This is a genomic window from Comamonas sp. 23 (assembly GCF_049601575.1).
In the GTDB taxonomy this organism is placed as follows: Bacteria; Pseudomonadota; Gammaproteobacteria; order Burkholderiales; family Burkholderiaceae_C; genus Comamonas; species Comamonas squillarum.
Genome location: NZ_CP187127.1, coordinates 4,610,959 through 4,634,538, shown reverse-complemented (window position 1 = coordinate 4,634,538; position 23,580 = coordinate 4,610,959). Strand labels below are relative to the sequence as shown.

Sequence of the window (23,580 nt, the reverse complement as noted above, 5' to 3'; positions counted from 1 at the left end):
CCGTCACAGGACGGGCGCCACCGGCAGAATCAGCCCAAACGTCGTCTCGCCGCCCTGCGACTGGGCAAACACCGAGCCGCCATGCATCTTGGCGATGGCTTTGACAATGGCCAGGCCCAGGCCATGGTGGCGCTCGGCGTTGTGGCGCGAGGCATCGGCGCGGTAGAAGCGGTCAAACAGGTGGCGCAGGTGTTCGGGCGCAATGTCGGGCCCGGTGTTGGTCACGGAGATGACCGCATGGGCATGCTCGTGCTGCCAGCGCGAGCGTATGTCGATGCGGATCGCAGAGCCCGCCAGCGCATAGCGGGTGGCATTGCTCAGCAGGTTGGACAGCGCGCGCCGCATCAGCGGCGCATCGACCTGGGCCTGCGCGTCACCCAGCACTTCCAGGCGCAGGTCGGCATCGAGCGCGACCGCTTCATAGAACTCGACCACATCCTGGGCAACGGCGGCCAGGCTGACGACCCCGGTCTCGCGCGCGCCCACGCCCTGGTCGGCACGCGAGAGGAACAGCATGTCGCCCACCATCGCGGCGATGCGGCGCAGGTCCTCCAGGTTGGACTCCAGCACATCGCGCAGCTCATCCACCGAGCGGGGCTTGCGCAAGACCACTTCGGTGCTGGAGATCAGGGTGGCCAGCGGCGTGTTGAGCTCGTGCGCCACGTCGGCGTTGAAGGCTTCGAGCTGGCGGTAGGCATCGGCCAGGCGGTCGAGCAGGGCATTGAACTGCGTGACGATGGGCTGCAGTTCCTGGGGCAGGCCGCTGCCGTCGAGCCGGCGCTCAAAGTCGCGGGCCGACAGCAGGCTGATCTGCGAGACCAGTGAGGCGATGGGCTGCAGGCTGCGCTGCACCAGCAGGCCGCCAAACAGCGCCAGCAGCAAGGAGCCGGCCACCATGGCTGCAAACAAGGTCCAGCCCAGGCCGCGCAGCAAGGCCTCGTCGGGGCGCAGGTCCATCACCAAGGTGGCGGTGGCTGCGCGCGCCTGGTGGTACTGGGGCGCGGTGATGCCAACGGCAAAACTGCGCTGCAGGGTGTGGTGGCCGCTCCAGTCGGGCGGGATGCTGTCGAACAGCACATGGCCCTGGTCGTCCACCACGCGGATCGCGTAGTCGCCGTGGCCGGCCAGAAAATCGGTCAGCAGGTGGTCCAGCGCCTTGTCGCGGTGGGCCGTGCTGTCATCGCGCAGCACATGCATCAGCGACTGCTGCTTTTGGTCGAGCATCTCCTTTTGGCGGGCCGACAAGGTGTTGTCGAACACCAGAAACACCACCAGGCTGACGGCGCCCAGGCCCAGCATCGACAGCAGCGCCATCCAGCGTGAGAGCCGGCGCCCCAGATGCGGTACGGCGGTAGTCGGGTTCATGGCTGGGCCCGGCTCTCCAGCACATAGCCCATGCCGCGCACGGTGTGGATCAAGGGCGCGGCAAAAGGCTGGTCCACCTTCATGCGCAGGCGCCGCACGGCCACTTCGACCACATTGGTCTCGCTGTCAAAGTTCATGTCCCAGACCTGCGAGGCCAGCTCGGTGCGCGAGAGCACCTCACCCTGGCGGCGCAGCAGCAAGGCGAGCAGGTTGAACTCCTTGGCCGTCAGATCGAGCCGCACGCCAGCGCGCACCGCCTTGCGCCGGATCAGGTCAAGCTCCAGATCAGCCTGGCGCAGCACTGTGGGCTCGGGCGACGCCGGGTGGGCCTGCGCGCGGCGCAGCAGCACCTGGATGCGGGCCACCAGCTCGGAAAACGCAAAGGGCTTGATCAGGTAGTCATCGGCGCCGCTTTGCAGGCCGCGCACCCGGTCCTGCACATCGCTGCGGGCGGTCAGCATCAGCACCGGGGTGGACTTGGCCTGGCGCAGCGCGGCCAGCACCGCAAAGCCATCGATGCCCGGGAGCATGCCATCGAGCACGATCAGGTCGTAGTCCAGCTCCATGGCCAGGTGCAGGCCATCGATGCCGTTGGTGGCGACATCGACCGTGTAGCTCTCCTCGGCCAGACCTTTGCGCAGGTACTCGCCGAGCTTGGCTTCGTCTTCAATCAGCAGCAGTCTCATGGCCGCCATTGTCCCTGATGGTGCCGGCTGGCGGCGATTACAAATTTGTCATTTTCCCGACGGCATTGTGTTCGTTGCTGCTTTCTACAGTCCGTTGCATCGCATATGGATACCGCCTGCATGGGGGCCGCTGCGGTGCTGCCGCCCCTGTTTGGCCCGGCACTGCCAAGGCCGTCCTGGGCGCTATCTGCCACCACAGGAGAAGTAGCTATGACCACCCCGTTGCCGAGCCCCATGCGGGCAGGCACCCATCCTCCACGGCCGCTAGGGCCTGCCTGGCCCGCATGGTTGCTGGGGGCTGCCTTGGCCAGCGCCTTGGGGCCGCTGGCTCATGCAGAGCCGATACCTGTGCAAGACCCTGCTACGGCGACCGCCACCCTGCCTGCAGGGGTGACTCCCTCTATCACGCTGGCCGCCGCTTGGGACAAGGCCCTGGCGGCCAACCCCGGTTTGCAGGCCGCCCGCTTCGGCGCGGCTGCGGCCGACGGCCTGGTCATGCAAAGCCAGGCACGCCCCAATCCCGAGGTCTCTCTCAACGTCGAAGACACCCGCCCCGAGACGCGTACCAACACCGTGCAGATCAGCCAGCTGATTGAGCTGGGCGGCAAGCGCGAGGCGCGCATGCAGCTGGCCGACAGCGAGAAGGCGGCAGCGCAGGCGAGCGTCGTGGCCACCCAGGCGGCATTGCGCTACCAGGTGCTGGTCAACTTCAACGAGTTGCTGCTGGCGCAGCAGCGGGTGGACTTTGCGACCAAGACCCATGCGCTGGCCACGCAGGCGCTGGATGCCGCCAACAAGCGCGTGCAGGCAGGCAAGGTGCCGCCGCTGGAGGCCAGCCGTGCGCAAGTGGCGCAGGCCAATGCGGCCCTGGAGCTGGCGCAGGCCCGCTCATTGACCGGCGTGGCGCAGCAGAACCTGGCCTCGCTCTGGGGCGGGCGCGGTGCAGAGCTGGGGCTGGCCAGTGGTGATTTCTCGGCCACCGTGCAGGCCCCCACGGCCGAGCAGCTGGACCAGCGCCTGGACGATGCGCCTGCGATGCTGCTGGCACGGCGCGCGCTGGAGCAAAGCCACGCCGTCTCTGCGGTGGAGCGCGCCAAGCGCGTGCAGGACCCGACGTTGAGCCTGGGCGTCAAGCGCGCCCGGGATGTAGGGCGCAACCAGGTGTTTGTCGGGGTGAGCATTCCCCTGCCTCTGTTTGACAGCAATGCCGGCAACCAGCTGCAGGCACTGCGCAAGGTGGACCAGGCCGAGCAGCAGCTGCAGGACCAACGGCTGCAACTGCAGGCCCAGGTGTTTGCCGCCCGCCAGCAGTGGCTCAGCAGCAACCAGCAGGTGGCGCTGCTGCAAAGCCAAGTGATCCCCACGGCGCAATCGGCCTATGACCTGGCCGTGCGCGGCTTCTCGCTGGGCAAGTTCAGCTTTCTGGATGTGCTCGACGCCCAGCGCAGCCTGTTTGACAGCCAGCGCCAACTGCTGGACCAGCTGATGGCCTCGCACCGCGCCCGTGCGGAGATTGAACGCATCTTTGGCACGCCAGCGCTGGCGGCCGCTACAGGAACCTGATCCCATGTCCGAGAAAACCCCATTTGATACTTCGCTGAGCTCATCCAAACAGTGGATCGCCGCGGCGGTGATGGCCGCTGCCGGTGTGGCCGGCGGCGCCTATTTGTTGCGCGGCCCAGGCACGGTGGCCGCAGCCCCCGCTGCAGCGGCAGCAGGCCATGGCGATGCGCCATCCCACCAGGATGGCGAGCACCATGGCGAAGCTGCTGCCAAAACCGGTGCCAAGGCGGGCGCCGATGCGCACCAGGAAGCCGACCAGCATGGCGATGGTGAGCACCATGACAACAAAACCGATGCCAGCAGCAAGGACGCGCACGGCAATGCCGCCGGCGGCCATGCCGAAGGCGAAGAAGCGGGCGAGGGCCTCGTCAAGCTGAGCGCAGCGCAGGCCAAGGCGGCCGGTGTGGTGGTGGACCAGGCGGGGCCGGCGTCCATCCAAAAGCAGGTGCTGCTGCCCGGCGAGATCCGTTTTGACGAAGACCGCACGGCGCACGTGGTGCCCAGGGTGGCCGGTGTGGTGGCCTCGGTCCACGCCCAGCTCGGTGAGCAGGTGGCCAAGGGGCAGCTGCTGGCTGTCATCCAGAGCCCGGCGGTGTCGGACCAGCGCAGCGAGCTGCAAACGGCGCAGCGGCGGCTGGCCTTTGCCAAGAGCAGCTACGAGCGCGAAAAGCAGCTGTGGCAGGAGCGGATCTCTGCCGAGCAGGATTACCAGGCAGCGCGCCAAGCGCTGCAGGAGGCCGAGATTGCCGTGGCCAATGCCGCGCAAAAGCTGTCCGCCATTGGGGCGGGCGTGGCTGGTGCCAGCCGCTATGAGCTGCGTGCGCCGCTGGCTGGCATGGTGGTGGAGAAGCACCTGACCGTGGGCGAATCGGTGACCGACAGCACGGCCTCGTTCACCGTCTCCGATCTGCGCTCGGTCTGGGCGGAGATCAGCGTGGCCGCCCCGCAGCTGCCCGATGTGCGCATGGGCGCGCCGGTCGTCGTGCGCGCCACGGCGTTTGATTCCGAGGCCGAAGGCCGGATCGCCTACGTGGGTGCGTTGATTGGCGCGCAAACCCGCACGGCACCGGCCCGCGTGGCGCTGGCCAATCCGCAAGGGGTGTGGCGCCCGGGCCTGTTTGTCGATGTGGCGGTGCTGGCCGGTGAATCGCCTGTCCCCATTGCGGTGGACGCCAAGGCCATCCAGCGGCCCGATGGCAAAGAGAGCGTGGTGTTTGTGCCGGCCGAGGGCGGCTACCGGGCCCAGGTGGTTGAGCTGGGTGCGACGGATGGCAAAACCACCGAAGTCACATCGGGCCTGCAGGCCGGGCAGCGCTATGTCAAGCAGGGCTCCTTCATGCTGCGGGCCGAGCTGGGCAAGGCCTCTGCCGAGCACGCGCATTGATCGGGAGCCCGCATGTTTGAACGCATCATCCGTTTTTCCATCGAGCAGCGCTGGCTGGTCATCCTGGCGGTGTTCGCCATGGCTGCGCTGGGCGTATTCAGCTACCAGCGCCTGTCCATCGATGCCGTGCCCGACATCACCAATGTGCAGGTACAGATCAACACCCAGGCGCCGGGCTACTCGCCGCTGGAGACCGAGCAGCGCATCACCTACCCCATCGAGACCGTGATGGCCGGCCTGCCGCACCTGGAGCAGACCCGTTCGCTGTCACGCTACGGGCTGTCGCAGGTGACGGTGATCTTCAAGGACGGCACCGACATCTACTTTGCCCGCCAGTTGGTCAATGAGCGTATCCAGGAAGCGCGTGAGAAGCTGCCGCCCGGTATTGCACCGAGCATCGGCCCCATCTCCACGGGCCTGGGCGAAATCTACCTGTGGACGGTGGAGGCGGAAGATAGCGCCAAAAAGCCTGATGGCACGCCCTACACCCCCATGGACCTGCGCGAGATCCAGGACTGGGTCATCAAACCCCAGCTGCGCAACGTGCCCGGCGTGACCGAGATCAACTCCATCGGCGGCTTTGCCAAGGAATACCTGGTGGCGCCCCGGCCGGACAAGCTCGCGTCCTATGGCATCTCGATGGACAAGCTGGTTGCAGCACTGCAGAGCAACAACACCAATGTGGGGGCGGGCTATATCGAGCGCGAAGGCGAGCAATACCTGATCCGCGCGCCCGGCCAGGTCAAGGGCATTGCGGACATCCAGGAAGTGATTGTGGGCAGCACCCAAGGCCAGCCGGTGCGCGTGCGCGACCTGGCTGAGGTGAGCCTGGGCCGCGAGCTGCGCACGGGTGCAGCCACCGACAACGGCCGCGAGGTGGTGCTGGGCACCGTGTTCATGCTGATCGGCGAGAACAGCCGCATCGTCTCCAAGGCAGTGGATGCGCGCATGGAGTCGATCCGCAAGACCTTGCCCGAGGGCGTGAAGATCGTGACCGTCTACGACCGCACGACCTTGGTGGAAAAAGCCATTGCGACAGTGAAGAAAAACCTGGTCGAAGGCGCGGCGCTGGTGGTGGTGGTGCTGTTTCTGTTCCTCGGCAATATCCGCGCTGCGCTGATCACGGCGCTGATCATTCCGCTGTCGATGCTGTTCACCTTCAGCGGCATGGTCAAGTGGGGCATCAGCGCCAACCTGATGAGCCTGGGCGCGCTGGACTTTGGCATCATCATCGACGGGGCGGTGGTGATTGTGGAGAACTGCGTGCGGCGCCTGGCGCATGCGCAGGAGCGCAAGGGCAGCCCGCTGTCGCGCAGCGAGCGCTTCCATGAGGTGTTTGCCGCCGCCAAGGAATCGCGCCGTCCGCTGCTGTTTGGCCAGCTGATCATCATGGTGGTCTACCTGCCGATCTTTGCGCTGACGGGGGTGGAGGGCAAGATGTTCCACCCGATGGCGCTGACCGTGGTGCTGGCCTTGGTGGGCGCGATGGTTCTGTCCATCACCTTTATCCCGGCGGCCATTGCCTTGTTCATTGGCAGCAAGGTGGGCGAGAAGGAAAACCGCCTGATGACCTGGGCGCGCCAGGCCTATGAGCCCTTGCTGGCGCGGGTGATGCGCATGCCGGTGGTGGTTCTGACGGCGGCTGTCGTTTCGGTGGCCCTGAGCCTGCTGCTCGCATCACGCCTGGGCAGCGAGTTTGCGCCCAACCTGAACGAGGGCGACTTCGCGATCCAGGCGCTGCGGGTGCCGGGCACGAGTCTGACGCAATCGCTGGAGATGCAGATGCAGATCGAGCGCGCGCTCAAGGACCAGGTGCCCGAGATCGAGCGCGTGTTTGCCCGCACCGGCACGGCCGAGATTGCCTCGGACCCGATGCCGCCCAATATCTCGGATGGCTACATCATGCTCAAGCCGCGTGCGCAATGGCCGGATCCGCAGCGCAGTCGCGAGGACTTGCTCGCCCAGGTGCAGGAGGTGGTCGAGGCGATACCGGGCAGCAACTACGAGTTTTCGCAACCGATCCAACTGCGCTTTAACGAGCTGATCTCGGGCGTGCGCAGCGATGTGGCGGTCAAGGTGTTTGGCGACGATATGCAGGTGCTCGAACGCACCGCGCAGTCGATTGCCGCGATGCTGCAGAAGGTGCCCGGCGCCTCCGAAGTGAAGGTGGAGCAGACTACCGGCCTGCCGATGCTGACGGTGCAGGTGGACCGGGAAAAGGCATCGCGCTATGGCCTGAACATGGGCGATGTGCAGCAGACCATTGCCACGGCCGTGGGCGGACAGGAGGCAGGCACGGTGTTTGAAGGCGACCGGCGCTTTGACATACAGGTGCGCTTGCCTGAGGCGGTGCGCAGCGACCTGGCCGCGCTGGAGCGCCTGCCCATTGCGCTGCCGCAGCAGGAGGGCAGCCGCCTGGGCTTTGTGCCCTTGTCAGCGGTGGCCAGCTTTGCGCTGTCGCCCGGGCCCAACCAGGTCAGCCGTGAGGATGGCAAGCGCCGCATTGTGGTGAGCGCCAATGTGCGGGGCCGCGATATCGGCTCCTTTGTCGAGCAGGCGCAGCAGGACCTGGGCGCGATGGCCCTGCCCAGCGGCTACTGGACGCGCTGGGGCGGCACCTTCGAGAACTTGCAATCGGCCCAGCAGCGGCTGCAGATAGTCGTGCCCGTCGCGCTGCTGCTGGTGTTCACCCTGCTGTTTGCGATGTTCAACAACGTGCGCGATGGCCTGATCGTCTTTACCGGCATCCCGTTTGCGCTGACCGGCGGCATTCTGGCACTGTGGCTGCGCGGTATCCCGCTGTCCATCTCGGCGGCCATTGGCTTTATTGCGCTGTCCGGCGTGGCCGTGCTGAACGGCTTGGTGATGATCTCGTCGATCCGCGCGCTGCGCGAGGGTGGGCTGGCTGTGCCCGATGCCGTGCACACCGGAGCGCTGTCGCGCCTGCGGCCCGTGCTGATGACGGCGCTGGTCGCATCGCTGGGCTTTGTGCCTATGGCCATTGCGACGGGCACCGGTGCCGAGGTGCAGCGCCCCTTGGCCACCGTGGTGATTGGCGGCATTCTGTCGTCGACGGTGCTCACCTTGCTGGTGCTGCCGCTGTTATACCGGCTGGTGCACCGGCGTGATCTCTCCGAGGACGAGCTGGAGGAGCGCAAGACCTCCGAGGGCGCTGTGCCGCACCCGGCCTAAGGGGGCCGGCAGGCACTGAACACAAAGCCATGGCCCGCTGCCATGGCTTTGTGGCTTCTGCCCCAGGCGCGCAGCGCGCATTGCAGCAATGTCATCTTGCTGTGGGGCTTTGGTCAGCGTGTTTTTTCAACAATGGAGCCATCTCGAATGCACCTGCAGCGAGAGTATTTCCACTCCTATGAAAGGCATTGCAACCATGCAAAAGACACGCACCTCCACCTTGTTGTCCCTGGCGTTCGCAGCCCTGTCGCTGGGCATGCTGGGCAACGCATCGGCCAGCGCCACCTTGCACTCGGCACCGACGGAAAAGGGCTACGAGCTCTATCCCGAACATGCCCAGCCGGGCAAGAGCCGCGCCCAGGTGCAGGCGGAGACCATCGAGGCGCTGCAAAAGCGCGGGCCGAACGCCTTGCGCAGCAGCAACTACCCGCCCGCGCCTGTTGCTTCCGGTCCAGGCAAGACGCGCCAGCAGGTGATCGATGCCTACACCAGCGAGACGCCGGCGCAGAGAAAGGCGCGCTTGCAAATGTTCCGTGGCTAAACGCGGCGTGGCTCTAGAAGGTGGCGCAGTGCGCCACCTTTTTTGCGCCGTTTGACTTTCCAACCACTCGGCGCCTTATGCCTAGCGCACATGCAGATGCTGTTTGACGGCCGGCGCCACAGGCGTCTCGGCCAGGCCCGCCAGAATGCCGCAGTGCTCCACATCCTGGGTGCCCCGGCAGCGGTCACGCAACGCGATCAGCTGGGCCTCCAGCCCGCGCAGCTCCTGGATGCGCAGGGCGACATGGCCGATATGCGCTTCAAGCAGCTTGTCCACCGTTTCGGCGCAGTCCTGGGCGGGTTCGTCCTTGTAACGCAGCAGCTCGCGCACTTCGTCCAGCGACATCTGCAGCCCTCGGCAGTTGCGGATGAACTGCAGGCGCTCCAGGTGTTGCTCTTCATAGATGCGGTAGTTGCTGGCGGTGCGCGTGGGCTGCGGCAGCAGGCCTTCGCGCTCGTAGTAGCGGATGGTTTCCACGGGCGTCGCCGAGGCCGTGGCCAGTTCACCGATTTTCATGTCATTGCCCCCATGTCCATACGGAGTCTAGCGATTTAGGCTTGACATTGTAGTTACTACAGGGTTTTTAATCGAAGCAACAGGGAGCACGCTTTATGACCCAAACGAATTCCAACCCAGTCACCGCCCATTCCGACACCGCGCAGCGCCATTCCCATGGCCATGCAGCGGCATCCTGCTGCGCCGGCAAAGACCACCAGTCCGCTGCCGTGGCCGCCAAGGGGCACGGCCAAACGCACGACCATACGCACGACCACGGCCATAGCCACGACAAGGGTCACGATCACAGCCATGGCCACGACCATGCGCATTCACATTCCCATGCCCCAGCCGCAACGGCTGCCGCGCATGCGCATAGTGACTGCTGCAGCCCCGACCTGGGCGCTGCTGCCCAGGCCAGCTCGGCCTTGAAGGCCGATGACGGCGCCTTGCTGCTGCGCATTCCCGCGATGGACTGCCCCGTGGAAGAGGGGCAGATTCGCCAGATTCTGGAAGGGGCTGCAGGGGTCAAGCTGCTGCAGTTTGACCTGCCTGCCCGCACCTTGCGGGTCGAAGCCGACCCACAGCAATGGACGGCCGTGACGGAAAAAATCCAGGCTGCAGGCTTTCGCACCGAGACGCTGTCCGCCCCGCCGGCTGCGGCCGATGTGCAAAAGGCGCAACGCCGGGAGCTCTACCGCCTGATCGCCGCGCTGGTGGTGGCCGCGACGGCCGAGCTGCTGCACCTGCTGACACCCGAGACCTCGGTCTGGCGCATGGTCGGGATGGCGGTCGCCGCACTGGCCATTGCGCTGTCCGGCCTGGGCGTGTTCAAGAAAGGCCTGTCGGCCTTGCTGCGCGGCCAGCTGGGTATCAATGCGCTGATGAGCGTGGCGGTGATCGGCGCCTTTGTCATTGGCCAGTGGCCTGAGGCGGCCATGGTGATGGCGCTGTACTCGCTGGCCGAGCTGATTGAGGCGCGCTCGGTGGACCGCGCGCGCAATGCGATTGCCCAGTTGCTGGCGCTGTCACCACCGCAGATCGAAGCCAGGCAGGCCGATGGCAGCTGGCAGATCCAGGACGCCAAGACGGTGGCGGTCGGCACGCTGGCGCGGGTCAAGCCCGGCGAGCGCTTTGCGCTGGATGGTGTGGTGACCAGCGGCCAAAGCGCGGTGGACCAGTCCTCCGTGACCGGCGAGAGCATTCCGGTGGACAAGGCACCGGGCGACCCGGTGTTTGCCGGCACCATCAACCAAAGTGGCTCGCTGGAGTTCGAGGTCAGCAAGCTGTCGACCGACACCGTGCTGGCCCGCATCATCCATGCGGTGGAGCAGGCCCAGGGCCAGCGCGCACCAACGCAGCGTTTTGTGGACCGCTTTGCCCGCATCTACACCCCCGCGGTATTTGTGCTGGCTGTGGCAGTCGCCGTGCTGCCGCCGCTGATGCTGGACTGGCCCTGGCTGACTGCGATCTACAAGGCCTTGGTGCTGCTGGTCATCGCCTGCCCTTGCGCGCTGGTGATCTCCACGCCAGTGACCGTTGTCAGCGGCCTGTCGGCCGCCGCCCGCCGGGGCATTCTGGTCAAGGGCGGCGCCTACCTGGAAGAGGCGCGCAAGCTGCGCGTCGTCGCCCTGGACAAAACCGGCACCATCACCGCTGGCACCCCCCAGCTGGTGCAGACCCGCATGCTGTCGACCAGTACCGATGCCGTGCAGATCGAGCGCATTGCTAAAAGCCTGGCCGCGCGCTCGGACCATCCGGTATCGAAGGCGGTGGCCGCCGGTATCGATGGTGAGGTGCTGGAGGTGGGCAACTTTGCCGCCGAGCTGGGCCGTGGCGTCAAGGGCGATATCGGCGGCCTCAGCTATGTGCTGGGCAACCACCGCTGGATCCATGAGCGCGGCCAGTGCTCTGCCGAGGTGGAGGCGCTGATGCTGGCGATGGAGGAGCAGGGCCAGACCGTCTCGGTGCTGGCCAGTGAACAAGGCGTGCTGGGGCTGTTTGCGGTGGCCGACACCACCAAGGAATCGAGCAAGCAGGCCATTGCCGAGCTGAAGGCCCTGGGCATCCGCACCGTGATGCTGACGGGAGACAACGAAGCCACCGCCCGCGCCATTGCCGCGCAGGTGGGCATCGACGAGGTCAAGGCCAACCTGCTGCCCGAGGACAAGCTCCAGGTCATCAACGGCCTCGTGGCCCAGCAGCCCACCGGCATGGTGGGCGACGGCGTCAACGACTCGCCCAGCCTGGCCGCCGCCTCCATCGGCTTCTCGATGGGCGGCGCCGGCACCGACATCGCCAAGGAAGCCGCCGACATCCTCATCATGAACGACGACCTGCGCCGCGTGCCGGAAACCGTGCAACTCTCCAAACGCACCTACGCCATCCTGTGGCAGAACATCATCTTCGCGCTGGGCATCAAAGTGGTGTTCTTCGCGCTGGCCGTGTTTGGCAATGCCTCCATGTGGATGGCGGTGTTTGCCGATATGGGAGCGAGCTTGTTGGTGGTGTTCAATGGGCTGCGGTTGTTGCGTGGTGGGAAATAGGGCACTTCTGGGCAGCTGGCTAGCTGGCAAGCTTGCCTGCCAGGGTCGGCATATCCAGAGTTTCAGCCGCATCACAACATATTCTCTGGGTCTGCAGACCCTGGTTTTACCCTGCACAATGCCCGTTTCTTTCAAGCCTTCAACAATTCAGGCGTCGTGATTTATGGCCTATCGATTTACCGGCTTTCTAGTACCTTTGTTGAGCACATTTGAGAAGTCAGCGGAGCTGCCAGCCGATGCCATAGTTCGGGCCATTCATGTACCGTTCTCAGGCACTGGAATAGCTTTGCCATCTTTGGGTGGAAAACATCCATCCGCGCAAGAGCTGTTGGCACTTGCCGAGCAGTTGGGAATCGCTGTTGCAGATTCATGGCTGTACATCGACTATGTAACCTGGGGAGGTATTGACGCGGTGTACGCCTTCGGCTCATTCCAAGGCCAACCATTTGGTCCTATTGACGACTCCAATCTTGAGACCGTTGAAATGACCTATGTTGAGGTTATGTCTTGTATCGGCATTAGCAAGGCTGACGCGCTCGACTTTCAGCCCTTTAACCGTGGCTTTTGGGGTGACTGACTCCCAAGCCTGCGACATTGATTGGATGCAGACTCTTGAACCACATGAAACAAAGAGATGTTCGTCAGCAAAACGATGTGTCTGTAGACATGATTCGCAGAAGCGCGCGTTACTGGAGAGAGCATCCTTGGCCACAAGCGCTCAAGGACTGCGCCTTAGCCCGAGGCATTGATTGGAGCACCGCCATCGTTCTGAAACTGGGCATTGATGAGCCAGGAATGCCAGGCCACTTCGGCATGTTGCTCACCGTTGAAGCACGGTTCATTGCTTTCGAGATTGAAACGAATGAGCACCACACTTCGGTGGAAACAATGCTGAAGTGGGAAGACGTCACATCTGCACAAAACATCAGCATCAGAAACCCCGGCTTTGGTGCAGGCTACGGGGCGCTGGCGATCCAGGTTCTTCGTGAGATGGCCGCCGCTTCCTGAGCATCGATTCCCAAGAATGGGACTGCGGTTCTCTCGTGGCGAGGCTCCAATCAGTCAGGATGCAAGATTGATAGACTTGGCAGCCATGTGCCTTCCTACCCTAGAAGAAATCAACATCCATGATTCGCTGGATGAGCGTTTCGCCGCCCAGATGTTCTTGGGGAAGAGCATCGCCGAGGTTTCAGCGATGTTCCGGACGCATTCCATCCAATGCGCCGAAGCGCTAGCCGATATGGGCCCCAAGGCACGTGTTTTCTATTTGCCGGCCTATTTGCAGTATCTGGCTTCGGAGGACTCCCGAGGTGATACCGATGCGGCCTCGGGCTTGACCCGCATCGCACATGAAATCATGGAAACAGGTTGGGATAGCAGGGAAATTCGAGATCAGCTTCTGGCTGCGCTTGAGCGTATTCATTCCGAGTTTGCTAGATATGCCCCGGACCGGAAGACTCAGCGAATCTATCACCAGGTACCTGATGAGGTTCGGCGAGCCATTCGTATGCTGCGTTTGCGCGGGAATAGTCAGCTACACAGTTCGTAGATTGTCGCTTGAAGTGACCAATTGGCAAGCTCCACCAAGGTATTTCTGCTTGCGGCGCAGAGGCCCCACTGAGCTATTACGATGTTCCGAGCGGTCAACGCTCCACACGCTGCACGCGTTCTTCCGAATCGCCAAGTGAAAAATGGGTAGTCATTGAGGCGCTGATCGCCATGAGCGGATGGCGCCCCCCCCTGTTAATAGGTGCCCATATAGTCGCGCTTGCCAACCTCCACACCGTTGTGGCGCAGGATGGCATAGGCGGTGGTCACATGGAAGAAGAACTGCGGCAGACCATAGTGCAGCAGATAGGCACTGGCGGTCAGCTTCTTTTCCTTGGGCGTGCCGGGGCGCAATACGATGTCGCGGCTTTCGCTCAGATCAAACTGCGCGGCTGGGAAGGATTCGAGATGGGCCAGCGCCTTGGCGATCAAGGCTTGCAGGTCAGCGAAGCTGGTCTCTGTGTCGGGCCAGGATGGCACTTCGGCACCGGCCAGGCGGGAGGCGATGCCCTTGGAAAAGTCCGAGGCGATCTGCACCTGGCGAACCAGCGGAAACATGTCGGGAAACAGCCGTGCCTGCAGCAGCGCGTTGGGATCGATGTTGCGTTGCGCCGCATGGTCTTCGGCCTTCTTGAGCACCTCTGACAGGGCATGCAACATCTGCTGCATGACGGGAATGGAGGCGGTGTACAGCGGGCTGGTCATAGAGGGTTCACTTTTTTGAAATGGCAAGATGGCCGTGGTGGGGCTGGCAGAGATTCTGCCTGGCATGGGAGGCTACCAGCAAACGAATCCAACAGCGCGCATGGTGCCGTTATCGGCTGGCTGGACGCCAGTTGCATCCATGAACATAGGCCGACGACAATCTATGACCAGTTGGGGGACACCGCCATGAACCGGGCCCAGATGGTCCTATCGATGCCGCCGATCTGATGCAGCCCATGCTGCGCAACCCCTGTCCTGCTGCTGAAGGAAAACCGATGAAAAAATTCTTGCCGCTCTGCGCCCTGGTGTTGCCATTCGCTCTCACCGGCCAGGCCATCGCCGGTGCCAATACTGCGCAACTGAATTGCACTGGCAGCCGTGCCGGGCAGGCGGTAAGCCTGGTGGGCGCTATTCCCGCCTCCATCGTGGATATCGATCTGCAGCTTTCCTACGGTGCGCAAACCCTGGGCTTGGCGTCGCCGCAGGCAGAGGCCACTGAGCGCACGGATTTTCGCCGTGGCATCTTCAAGTTGGATGTGGCCCTGTCGGGGGCCAACCGGCTGCAGCTTCAGGCCCAACCCAAGAGCATCAAGTACAAGGGCAGCATGGGGGGCGGCAAACTCAAGGCCAGCTTTGTGGCCACAATCCAAGAGGCTCCGGAGCCCTTTCAAGCCGCGCTGAAAGCGGCTGAGCTTCGGTGTAGCTATGCCTATGAAATTTGAGCAAACGACCCGGTGGGTGGCTGCTTGACATGGCTGAAGTGCCGATCAGCCCCCATACCGCTTCAACACCAACGAAGCATTCACCCCCCCAAACCCAAACCCGTTGAGCATCGCATGCTCGATCGCATGCGCCCGCGCACTGCCGCGAATCAGATCCAGACCGTCGGCTAAAGGGTCCGGGTTGTCCAGATTGAGCACAGGCGGCGCCATCTGGTCGCGCAAAGCCAAGACGGTAAAGATCGCAGCAGCCCCGCCGGCGGCGCCCAGCATATGCCCCAGGGCTGACTTGGTGGCGGTGATGGAGGGGCCCGTGCCGGCGCCAAACACCTGGCGGATGGCAGCGAGCTCGCCGCGATCGCCGACCGGGGTAGAGGTGGCATGGGCATTGAGGTGCTGGATATCGCCGGGCTGGAGTTGCGCCTGGCGCAAGGCGGCGCGCATGGAGCGGGCGGCGCCCGATCCGTCCTCGGGGCCGGAGGTGACATGGTAGGCATCGGCCGAGGTGCCATAGCCCACAACTTCAGCCAGCGGTGTGGCGCCGCGCGCCAGCGCATGGTCCAAAGCCTCAAGCACCAGAAGGCCTGCGCCTTCGGCCATCACAAAGCCTTCGCGCGCCATGTCAAAAGGCCGGGACACCTGGCCGGGATGGTCCTCGCCGCCGGTGGCGACGGCCTTGGCTGCTGCAAAGCTGCCCAGCGCCACCCGGTCAATGGTGGCCTCGCTGCCGCCGCACAGCGCCATGTCCGCCTCGTTGTTGCGGATCAAGCGTGCCGCATCGCCAATCGCCTGGATGCTGGCGGCGCAGGCGGTGACCGGCGCGCCCAGCGGGCCCTTGAGCTGGTGGCGAATAGACACCTGGCCGGCAGCCAGATTGGCCAGAAAAGCCGGTACGGTGAAAGGCGAGAGGCGCTGCGGGCCCTTGCCATCGGTGGTGCGTACCGCGTCGGTGATGGTGCCGAAGCCGCCGACCCCGGAGCCGATGACGGTGGCTGCACGCTCCAACTGTTCGGCGCTGGCTTGGCCCCACTGCGCATGCGCCAGCGCCTGGTCTGCGGCGCCCAGCGCAAAGGCGATAAAGCGGTCCATGCGGCGCAGCTCTTTGGCGGCGATGATGGCCTCGGCGCTCCAGCCGGCTTGCGGGTCCTCTTCCATACTGGGCACGCGGCCAGCCACCGTGACGCCAGTGCCTGCACCGACCTCGGCAGCCAGCGCACGCACGCCCGACTGGCCTGCCAGCAAGCGCTGCCAGGCCAGCTCCACATTGCAACCCAGGGGAGACACCAGGCCCAGGCCGGTGATGACGACGCGACGATCCATATGGCAGCTTTCGCGGTTGGACGCCGTCGCGGAAAAACGGGCGCCCACCCTTATTGATGATGGGCGTCATCATAAATGAGTTTTGATGATGGGTATCATCTAACGAATGAAAGTCAGCAAAGCACAAGCCGCCGAAAACCGCGAAGGCATCGTGGATGCCGCTGCGCGCCTCTACCGTGAAAAGGGCCTGGAGGGCGTGGGCGTGGCCGAGATCACGCGTGATGCGGGCCTGACGCATGGCGGGCTCTACCGCCACTTTGCGTCCAAGGATGCCCTCGCCAGAGAGGCCTGCCTGCGCGCCTTTGACTGGACCATCACGCCGCTCGAAGGTCTGGATGCCGCTGCTGCCGATGATGCGCCGCCCGCCCGGCTGCGCGCCTTGGTGCATGGCTACCTGTCGGCCAACCACCGCGACCATCCGGGCGAAGGCTGTCCCGCCGCCGCCTTGGCCACCGATGCGGCCCGCGCCGGGCCGGAGATGTCCGAGGTATTTGCGCTGGGGGTGGAGCGCAATATCCAGCGCTTTATGGAAGTCGTGCCGGGCGATGGGCCTGCCAAGCGCGCCCAGACCATCGGGACGCTCAGCAGCATGGTGGGGGCTCTGGTGCTGGCCCGCGCTACGGCGGCGGGCAATCCGGGGCTGTCGGAGGAGATTTTGGCTACATTGCGGGAGAAGTTGGCGCCGGCAGGCGACGAATGATAGTTTTCAAGATGGCGCTGTAAACCGCCTGCAGCAGTAGGCGAATGACGAGCTCCACGGCATCTTCGACCTAAGAACCTGTTCAAAGTCTCCTCGCGCCGCGACAGTGTCTTTGCGGGATGGGATGCTAGGCGCCATACCGCAGCAATAGCCCAGCTATTGCGAGGATTGGCAACGACGCAGACCGCCCGTAAAGCCACTGTCCCGAAGGGTTGGAGTGAAATCGGGCGATTTCTTCGCGCTGGCTCTTGCTTGCACCCCGGTGCAAGCTGCGAACCAGCCCTTCGAACTCATCCCGATTGCACTCCAGCGCGGCTGCGTAGAGACTTTGAACAGGTTCTAAGACCGCAACGGGAATCAATCCACCCTTTCCATCCTTCAATCGGTCATTGGGCGTCAAGGACGTAAAGGGTGGCATGAGGTTTCAACACGCCTGAGGAAAAGGGCAGCGTGGGTACGTTCCCAGGGATGCCTGGAATGCTCTGCTCACTCCGGCGCCCCAAACGCCCCTTCTCGCGACAGCCCATAGCCGGCGATAAAGAACTCGTAGCTCAGCCCCGTAGCCACATCCGTCGCAGTCTCGATGCCGATGGTCTCCAACGCGCCCTCCAGGATCTGCGCCTGCTTCAAAGGCTTGGCATCAATCTGCTGGGCGACGATATAGCTCCCATCCGCTGCCCTAAAAACCACATCGCCCTGGGGCGTCACCGCTTCGATCACATTCTGCATCGCTGGCTCCAAATCCATCGTGGCCGGGCCCCTTGGCCCGCTGCCTTAGGGGGCACTGTACGCATGCGGCAGCCGCTGCGGTAGAGGGCGCCGGCTTGCAGAACTCGTAATCCAGATTTACGAATGGGTTTGGGGATACATTCACATTCATGACGAATCTGCGCGCTATCGATATCTTTGTCAAAGCCCTGGAAGGTGGCTCCATCGCCTCGGCTGCACGCCAGCTGGGTATTTCTCCGGCTGCGGCCAGCCAGAACATTGCGCGCTTGGAGCGCGAGCTGGGCACGCGCTTGCTCACGCGCACCACGCGCTCGATGGCGTTGACCGAAGCGGGCGAGCGCTACCTGGCCCGGGTGGCGCCGGTGCTGGATGCACTGGCGCGGGCGCAGGCCGATGTGTCGCTGGTGCATGGGGTTGTGCAGGGGCGGCTGCGGGTGGCCTGCATGGCTGCCTTTGGCCGCCATGTGCTGGCACCCTTGCTGCCGGCTTTTCAGGCGCGCCACCCGCAGCTGGAGCTGGAATTGCTCGTAACCGACCGCGATGTCGATGTGCTCAAGGAGGATGTGGACGTAAGCATCCGCTACCGCGATGTGCTGGAGCCCGGCATGTCCGTGCGGCCACTCGCAGCCATGCCGCGCTTTTTGTATGCCTCGCCTGCATACCTGGAAAAGCATGGCCGCCCGCAGGTGGCCGAGGATCTGCTGCAGCATGCCTGCTTGCTGTACCGCCGCGAGCGGGACGGGCGCTTTATGCGCTGGCCCTTTGTGCGCGATGGCCGGCGGGTCGACCCTGGTCTGCGTGTTGCCGCCATTGGCACCGATATCGATGCGCTGGTGGAGCTGGCAGTTGCCGGTGGCGGCATTGTCTGGGCCGGCAGCTTTATCACCCAGCGCCATGTGCAGGAGGGACGGTTGGTGCCGCTGGTGCTGGAGCCCGCGCGCAAGGGCCGCAAAGCCGCACCGGGCCCGCTGCTGCTGGAGGATGTGACCCTGGACTTTTTTGCCTGCTTCCGCGACCGGCAGTATGTGCCAGCCAAGGTGCGCAGCTTTGTGGACTATTTGCTGGAGGTGCTGCCGGGGCATCCGGCGTTGGCGCAGATTATGTCCAGCGAAGCGCCCTAACGATGCGCGCTACGCTGGGGCTTGCCTGTGTTATCCAGCACCGCCGTACGTCAAATGGATCAGCGGATAAGGTCGCCCCTGCCCATCCACCTCCGAACGCCCGGTGCGCCGAAATCCCATCTTTTCGTAAAAGCCGACCGCCTGCGCATTCTGCTCGTTGACATCGGTGCGCATCTCCGCATGCATTGACAGCCCATGGCGCACCAGTGCGGCGCCCAGGCCTTGGCCTCGGGCGGCGGGGTCTACAAACAGGGCTTTCATGTGGCCGTTGTCGATAAGCATGAAGGCGAGTGGGTGGTCCTGCGCATCAACGGCCAGCCAGAGCGGCGCCTGGGGCAGGAAGCTGCTGACCAGCGCATCAAGGGCCGCGCGGTCTTCTGGCAGCAGAAAGTGGTGGGTGGCGTCCACGGCCTGGCGCCAGATCTCGACGGCGCGTGGGCCATCTTTGGGGCGGGAGGGGCGAATGGTGGTCATCGCGGAATTATGCACAGGCCTGCTGTGCGGGGCAGCCAGGCGCGCACGGTGCGGGTGCGGAGGGGCTTCAGATAGCCCATGACTGGCATCCGCATCCAATAACAATTAAGCTCAACCGTTATGGAATTTTTAGCAGAACAGTGGAGCTGATGATGGCGCGCAACGGTACCCTTATTCAGCAGGTGATGGCCCATGTGCGTGCCGGCATGGCATCGCGCAGCTATTTGCCGGGCACGCGGCTGCCATCGGTGCGGCAGCAGGCGGGGCTGCTGGGCATGTCGGTCTCGACGGTGGTGGAGGCCTATGAAAGGCTGGCCGCAGAGGGCCTGGTGGTGGCGCGGCCGGGGGCGGGTTTTTATGTCAACGGGCCGGTGGCACCGCTGGCGCTGCTGAAGCTGGGGCCCAAGCTGGACCGGGTCGTCGATCCGCTCTGGGTGTCGCGCCAGTCGCTGGAGAGCGACCACGCCACGCTGCGCCCGGGCTGTGGCTGGCTGCCGCCAGAGTGGATGTTTGAAGAGGGCATTCGTCGAGCTTTGCGCGCGCAGGCGCGCGGGCCGCTGGATGGGTTGACGGAATACGCCACGCCGCTGGGCAGCCCGGGACTGCGCCAGTTGCTGGCCAGGCGCATGGCGGCCACTGGCATTGAGGTATCGCCCGAGCAGGTGATGCTGACCGAGTCGGGCACCCAGGCCATTGACCTGGTGTGCCGCTTCTTGCTCAAGCCCGGCGACACGGTGCTGGTCGATGACCCCTGCTATTTCAACTTCCATGCGCTGCTCAAGGCACACCAGGTGCAGGCCGTGGGCGTGCGCTACACGCCGCAGGGCCCCGATGTGCAGCAGTTTGAGAAGGCCCTGCAAGCGCACCAGCCCCGGCTCTACATCACCAATGCCGGCATCCACAACCCCACGGGTGCCGCGCTGTCGCCGCTGGTGGCGCACCGGCTGCTCAAGCTGGTGGAGGGCTCGGACCTGGTGATTGTGGAGGACGATATCTTTGCCGACTTCGAGAACCAGCATGCGCCCCGGCTGGCCGCGTTTGACGGGCTGGCGCGTGTGATCCAGATCGGCAGCTTTTCCAAGACCGTCTCGGCCTCCGTGCGCTGCGGCTACCTGGCGGCCCGCCCCGACTGGATCGAGGGCCTGGTCGACCTGAAGCTGGCCACCACCTTTGGCGCCGGGCGGCTGGCGCAGGACATCATCCTGAAAACCCTGACCGACAGCGGCTACCGCAAGCACATGGACCTGGTGCGCCAGCGCCTGGCCAAGAACATGGACAAAGTGGCCCAGCGGCTGCGCAAGCTGCGGGTGGAGCCCGCCTTGGTGCCGCAGGCCGGCATGTTTTTGTGGTGCCGCCTGCCGCAAGGCGCCGATGCGGCAGCGGTGGCGCGGGCTTGTCTGCAAGAAGGGGTGGTGCTGGCGCCCGGCAACTCATTCAGCCAGTCGCAGTCGGCGGGCGACTTTTTGCGCTTCAACGTGTCGCAGTGCGCCGATGAGCGGGTGTTTGCGGTGCTGGACCGGGCCTTGAGGCAAGCTACTGCCGGGACACAAGGCCGCTAACTGCAGGATCTGCGGCCCGCTTGGCTGCCCACTGTATGGTCTTTTATTGATAACAGTTTCTTTGAACTGTACTGCACTGTGTCTGGTGCAGAGGGCAGGCGGCATGCTGTACTGCGGGCTCGATCAAGGAGTCTGGCATGGAGAAAAGTACGGGCGGGTGGCTCAATGGCCTGGTGGGGGTGGCGATTTTTGCCGGTTCGCTGCCGGCCACGCGGGTGGCGGTGGCAGATTTGAACCCCAGTTTTCTGACCTGTGCCCGTGCTGTAGTGGCGGCGCTGCTGGGGGGGGCCTTTTTGCTGGCCCAGCGTGCGCGCCGGCCTGCCGCGGCCGATGTGCCGTCGCTCGCGGTGGCGGCCTTGGGCGTGGTGGTGGGTTTTCCGCTGCTGACGGCCTTGGCGCTGCAGCGCATGACTTCGGCCTATTCCATTGTCTTTATAGGCTTGCTGCCGCTGTCCACCGCCCTGTTTGCGGTGTTGCGCGGAGGTGAGCGGCCCCAGGGGCTGTTCTGGGTCTTCTCGTTGGCGGGGGCTGCCGTGGTGGCGGGCTATGCCGCCCTGGGCGGCGGGCAAGGCTCGCTGAGCGGCGATGTGCTGATGCTGGCCGCCGTGCTGGTCTGCGGCATGGGCTACGCCGAGGGCGCGCGCCTGTCGCGCAAGCTGGGCGGCTGGCAGGTCATCAGCTGGGCGTTGGTTTTGGCGCTGCCGCTGATGCTGCCGTTGGCGCTGTGGCTGGCCCCTGCGGCCTTGGCGCATGTCAGCAACGCCACCTGGCTCAGCTTTGTCTATGTGGCGGTTTTTAGCCAGCTCATCGGTTTTGTGTTTTGGTACCGGGGGTTGGCACAAGGCGGCATTGCTGCCGTCGGCCAGCTGCAGTTGCTGCAGCCCTTTATGGGTTTGGCACTGGCGGCTGTGCTGCTGCATGAGCAGGTCAGCGGGTCGATGCTGGTGGTGACCCTGGTGGCGGTGGTCTGCGTGGCGGGGGCCAAGAAGTACGCCTGATCCAGGCGCAGCACAGCGTTTGACAGCAGGTATGCCCACACGCTGTCTGCATCCGATACCAAGCGGGCAGGTTCGGCATGTCCTGTGTGGCGCTGGCGAAGTTATCTGGCGCTGGACGAGGCGGAAAACGGCTATTCTTTTGTCTTTCCAAAAATATGACACCGAGGTTTGCCATGAAGACCGTATTCCGCCACACCGCCATCGCCCTGGGTATTGCCCTGGCGGCAGCCAGCGCCCAGGCCCAGCTGCTGCAAAAGCCGGCGCTCGATGCGATTGCCGCCGAGGCCGTGAAGGCGCCTGCGACCTTTGCGCAGTTTCTGCAAAACGCCGCCAAGCAGGATGCGCGCCTGGCGCCTGCCGTGCAGCGCTACACGCAAGGCCAGCAACTGCAAGGCGATGACCTGGCCAATGTGGCCCGCCTGCTGGGCCTCTATACCCGTCTGACGCAAGAGCACCAGGTGCTCAGCAGCATCACCCAGATGGTGGCGCTGCCAACGGTGCGCGACCCCAAGGTGCCGCCGCATGAGAGCCCCGCCATCATCGACTTTGGCCGCATGGTGGAAAAGATGGCCCAGGACTTTGGCCTGCAGTACCGCAATGTGGACAACCGCATTTTTGAAGTGACCTTGCCGGGCACGAGCGCAGAAGAGTTCGGCATTCTGACCCATGCGGATGTGGTGCCGGTGGTGCCCGCCGAATGGGTGGTGGATGGCCAGCAGCTCGACCCCTTCAAGGTCACCCGCGTGGGCGACAAGCTCTACGGTCGCGGCACCATCGACGACAAGGGCTCGATCGCCACGGTGCTGTATGCGATGAAGGCCGTCAAGCAATCCAAGCTGCCGCTGCAGCGCAGCATTCGCCTGATGATCGAGACCACCGAAGAGACCGGTGGCGACGCGATGAAGTACTACCGCGACAAGACCAAGCTGCCCGACTACAACATCGTGCTCGACAGCAAGTACCCGGCCGTGGTGGCCGAAAAAGGCACGGGCGCCATCAAGGCCAGCTTTGCTGATATGAAGAACGACCCGCAGCAACCGGCGATCACCGCGATGGCGGGTGCCGCATCGGCCAACGCCATTGCCCAGACGGCCACTGCCACCATCGAGGCCGGCAATGCCGCTGCGCTGGCCGCCGTGGCCGAAAAACTGCAGGCCGCCAAGGATGGCTTTGTGGCCAGCAACCAGCAGTTTGGCCAATTCAGCGTGGACCTGGTGACCAGCGCCAACAAGATCGATATCAAGGTAACCGGCACCTCTGCCCACGGCTCGCGCCCTGAAGAAGGCGTGAACCCCGTGCCGCGCCTGGCCCTGCTGCTGCAATCGGCGCTGATGCCCGCCCAGGGCCAGCCGCTGGTGCAACAGAACCAGTACAGCGAAGCGGTGCGCTACATCAATGGCGTGTTTGGCATGGACTATTTTGGCAAGGGCCTGAACGTCGCCTACGCCGATGACTTCATGGGCCCGCTGACCATCTCGCCCAACCTGATCAAGCCCGGCAATGGCCAGCTGGAAGTGACCGCCAATGCCCGCATGCCGCGCGGCAAATCGCCCGAGCAGCTCAAGGCCGAGGTGGAAAAGGGCATAGCCAACTGGAGCGCTGCCGCCAAGGTGCCCGTCAAGATCGACTACAGCCAAGGCAACTGGATGGCCCGCGACCCCAAGGGCGCCTGGCTCTCGACCTTGCTGAACATCTTTGGCGACACCACGGGCCTCGATGCCAAGCCCGTGCCGACTGCCGGCAGCACCACCGCCAAGCTGATGCCCAATGCCATCAACTTTGGCCCCGCGATGCCGGGCAAGAAGTACACCGCGCACAACGCGCTGGAGTACAAGGAAGTGCCGGACCTGCAGGCCGATATGCAGATGTTTACCGAGATGCTGGTGCGCATCGGCAACCTGCAACAGATGCAATAAGCACCAGGCTTTGGCCCCA

The 23,580-nt window shown here is 64.3% G+C and carries 21 protein-coding genes; 14 read left to right on the top strand and 7 right to left on the bottom strand.

Annotated features, from left to right (window positions below; translation table 11 throughout):
- Positions 1-3: 3 nt before the first annotated feature.
- Complete coding sequence (locus tag ACPEE1_RS20905; RefSeq protein WP_116927765.1) at positions 4-1,365, bottom strand: heavy metal sensor histidine kinase; 1,362 nt, start codon at positions 1,363-1,365, stop codon at positions 4-6.
- Positions 1,362-2,051: a heavy metal response regulator transcription factor gene (locus ACPEE1_RS20900; protein ID WP_133248233.1), complete on the bottom strand. Its 690-nt coding sequence runs from the start codon at positions 2,049-2,051 to the stop codon at positions 1,362-1,364. The genes ACPEE1_RS20905 and ACPEE1_RS20900 overlap by 4 nt, the downstream gene beginning before the upstream one ends.
- A 348-nt stretch (positions 2,052-2,399) precedes the next feature.
- Between ACPEE1_RS20900 and ACPEE1_RS20895 the strand changes: the two genes are divergently transcribed.
- The 4 genes from ACPEE1_RS20895 (at position 2,400) to ACPEE1_RS20880 (ending at position 8,731) form a co-directional block, all read left to right on the top strand.
- Positions 2,400-3,614 carry a TolC family protein gene (locus ACPEE1_RS20895; RefSeq protein ID WP_260718773.1) on the top strand — a complete coding sequence of 405 codons (1,215 nt, stop codon included), beginning with the start codon at positions 2,400-2,402 and terminating at the stop codon, positions 3,612-3,614.
- Positions 3,615-3,618: 4 nt separating this feature from the next.
- Positions 3,619-4,998 carry an efflux RND transporter periplasmic adaptor subunit gene (locus ACPEE1_RS20890; RefSeq protein WP_260718774.1) on the top strand — a complete coding sequence of 460 codons (1,380 nt, stop codon included), beginning with the start codon at positions 3,619-3,621 and terminating at the stop codon, positions 4,996-4,998.
- A 12-nt stretch (positions 4,999-5,010) separates the two neighbouring features.
- Entirely contained in the window at positions 5,011-8,190 is a 3,180-nt protein-coding gene (locus ACPEE1_RS20885; RefSeq protein WP_423934749.1) for an efflux RND transporter permease subunit, read from the top strand.
- 196 nt (positions 8,191-8,386) lie between these two features.
- The gene (locus ACPEE1_RS20880) at positions 8,387-8,731 is read left to right on the top strand and encodes a DUF4148 domain-containing protein (protein WP_165841252.1); all 345 of its coding nucleotides are present in this window, start codon (positions 8,387-8,389) and stop codon (positions 8,729-8,731) included.
- 81 nt (positions 8,732-8,812) lie between these two features.
- Here ACPEE1_RS20880 and cadR read toward each other — a convergent pair whose 3' ends face one another.
- A complete protein-coding gene (cadR, locus tag ACPEE1_RS20875; RefSeq protein WP_116926706.1) occupies positions 8,813-9,247 on the bottom strand; it encodes a Cd(II)/Pb(II)-responsive transcriptional regulator in 435 nt (144 codons plus the stop codon).
- 95 nt (positions 9,248-9,342) lie between these two features.
- Between cadR and ACPEE1_RS20870 the strand changes: the two genes are divergently transcribed.
- From ACPEE1_RS20870 to ACPEE1_RS20855, 4 genes are all read left to right on the top strand, one after another.
- Positions 9,343-11,772, top strand: coding sequence for a heavy metal translocating P-type ATPase (locus ACPEE1_RS20870; RefSeq protein ID WP_423934746.1), 2,430 nt, complete (start codon positions 9,343-9,345; stop codon positions 11,770-11,772).
- Positions 11,773-11,935: 163 nt separating this feature from the next.
- Positions 11,936-12,349, top strand: coding sequence for a hypothetical protein (locus ACPEE1_RS20865; RefSeq protein ID WP_133248173.1), 414 nt, complete (start codon positions 11,936-11,938; stop codon positions 12,347-12,349).
- Positions 12,350-12,393: 44 nt separating this feature from the next.
- A complete protein-coding gene (locus tag ACPEE1_RS20860) occupies positions 12,394-12,780 on the top strand; it encodes a hypothetical protein (RefSeq protein WP_423934745.1) in 387 nt (128 codons plus the stop codon).
- Positions 12,781-12,865: 85 nt separating this feature from the next.
- Entirely contained in the window at positions 12,866-13,321 is a 456-nt protein-coding gene (locus tag ACPEE1_RS20855) for a hypothetical protein (RefSeq protein ID WP_133248171.1), read from the top strand.
- A 194-nt stretch (positions 13,322-13,515) separates the two neighbouring features.
- On the opposite strand, the gene ACPEE1_RS20850 is transcribed toward ACPEE1_RS20855, so the two are convergent.
- Positions 13,516-14,025: a DUF1993 domain-containing protein gene (locus ACPEE1_RS20850; RefSeq protein WP_116926701.1), complete on the bottom strand. Its 510-nt coding sequence runs from the start codon at positions 14,023-14,025 to the stop codon at positions 13,516-13,518.
- Positions 14,026-14,261: 236 nt separating this feature from the next.
- Between ACPEE1_RS20850 and ACPEE1_RS20845 the strand changes: the two genes are divergently transcribed.
- Positions 14,262-14,747 (top strand): hypothetical protein, encoded by a 486-nt coding sequence (locus ACPEE1_RS20845; protein ID WP_182344838.1) that lies wholly within the window; start codon positions 14,262-14,264, stop codon positions 14,745-14,747.
- 45 nt (positions 14,748-14,792) lie between these two features.
- Here the strand turns inward: ACPEE1_RS20845 and ACPEE1_RS20840 are convergent, their stop codons facing one another.
- Positions 14,793-16,064 carry a beta-ketoacyl-[acyl-carrier-protein] synthase II gene (locus tag ACPEE1_RS20840; RefSeq protein ID WP_116926699.1) on the bottom strand — a complete coding sequence of 424 codons (1,272 nt, stop codon included), beginning with the start codon at positions 16,062-16,064 and terminating at the stop codon, positions 14,793-14,795.
- Positions 16,065-16,170: 106 nt separating this feature from the next.
- On the opposite strand from ACPEE1_RS20840, the gene ACPEE1_RS20835 reads away from it, so the two are divergent.
- The gene (locus ACPEE1_RS20835; RefSeq protein WP_423934743.1) at positions 16,171-16,764 is read left to right on the top strand and encodes a TetR/AcrR family transcriptional regulator; all 594 of its coding nucleotides are present in this window, start codon (positions 16,171-16,173) and stop codon (positions 16,762-16,764) included.
- A gap of 486 nt (positions 16,765-17,250) precedes the next feature.
- Here the strand turns inward: ACPEE1_RS20835 and ACPEE1_RS20830 are convergent, their stop codons facing one another.
- Positions 17,251-17,493 carry a hypothetical protein gene (locus ACPEE1_RS20830; protein WP_133248169.1) on the bottom strand — a complete coding sequence of 81 codons (243 nt, stop codon included), beginning with the start codon at positions 17,491-17,493 and terminating at the stop codon, positions 17,251-17,253.
- A gap of 149 nt (positions 17,494-17,642) precedes the next feature.
- On the opposite strand from ACPEE1_RS20830, the gene ACPEE1_RS20825 reads away from it, so the two are divergent.
- Positions 17,643-18,614, top strand: a complete 972-nt coding sequence (locus ACPEE1_RS20825; protein ID WP_423934741.1) for a LysR family transcriptional regulator — start codon at positions 17,643-17,645, stop codon at positions 18,612-18,614.
- Between the two features lie 30 nt (positions 18,615-18,644).
- Here ACPEE1_RS20825 and ACPEE1_RS20820 read toward each other — a convergent pair whose 3' ends face one another.
- A complete protein-coding gene (locus ACPEE1_RS20820; RefSeq protein ID WP_423934739.1) occupies positions 18,645-19,088 on the bottom strand; it encodes an acetyltransferase in 444 nt (147 codons plus the stop codon).
- A gap of 152 nt (positions 19,089-19,240) precedes the next feature.
- On the opposite strand from ACPEE1_RS20820, the gene ACPEE1_RS20815 reads away from it, so the two are divergent.
- From ACPEE1_RS20815 to ACPEE1_RS20805, 3 genes are all read left to right on the top strand, one after another.
- Positions 19,241-20,647 (top strand): PLP-dependent aminotransferase family protein, encoded by a 1,407-nt coding sequence (locus ACPEE1_RS20815; protein WP_260718778.1) that lies wholly within the window; start codon positions 19,241-19,243, stop codon positions 20,645-20,647.
- A 137-nt stretch (positions 20,648-20,784) separates the two neighbouring features.
- Complete coding sequence (locus tag ACPEE1_RS20810; RefSeq protein WP_423934738.1) at positions 20,785-21,645, top strand: DMT family transporter; 861 nt, start codon at positions 20,785-20,787, stop codon at positions 21,643-21,645.
- A 173-nt stretch (positions 21,646-21,818) separates the two neighbouring features.
- Positions 21,819-23,561, top strand: a complete 1,743-nt coding sequence (locus ACPEE1_RS20805) for a dipeptidase (protein ID WP_423934736.1) — start codon at positions 21,819-21,821, stop codon at positions 23,559-23,561.
- The last annotated feature ends 19 nt before the right edge of the window (positions 23,562-23,580 follow it).